This window comes from Rhizobium ecuadorense, assembly GCF_001187535.1.
In the GTDB taxonomy this organism is placed as follows: domain Bacteria; phylum Pseudomonadota; class Alphaproteobacteria; order Rhizobiales; family Rhizobiaceae; genus Rhizobium; species Rhizobium ecuadorense.
Window position 1 is genome coordinate 1 of sequence record NZ_LFIO01001841.1, and the last position, 416, is coordinate 416.

Annotated in this window: 1 protein-coding gene; it reads right to left on the reverse strand. The window is 59.9% G+C overall.

Annotation, left to right across the window (positions count from 1 at the left end):
- The coding region (locus tag AF337_RS38980) for a substrate-binding domain-containing protein (RefSeq protein WP_152971370.1) at positions 1 to 416 on the reverse strand (416 nt) is incomplete at both ends.

Below are 416 nucleotides of genomic sequence, written 5' to 3' on the forward strand. Positions count from 1 at the left end.
GCTCACCGGACCGGCAGAGATATTGCACAATGGCTGCCATGCTTTGCGCGTTGTCGTTGCCGACATAAGGAAGGTCAGCGCTGGCAGGGTTGTCGAAGCAGACGACGGGGATTGCGTCGCTTAGTCTTTCCAGCGCAGAACGGCGAGAACCGGCCCCGAGCGGCGCGACGATCGCACCTGCAACCTTCAGCGAAAGCAGGGTCCGCACGGCCTCCGCCTCCAGCTCTGGCCGTGTGTGCGAAGAGATCTGGACGGGCCAGAAACCCTTTTCGCGCAACTCCAGCTCGATCAGCGACACCACCTGCACATAAAAGGGATCCGACATGGTCGGGACCAGAATCCCGATATTCCTGGTCCGCTTGCGATTGAGATGCCGCGCAAAAAGGTTCGGCTCGAAATTCGACTTCTTGAGAGCC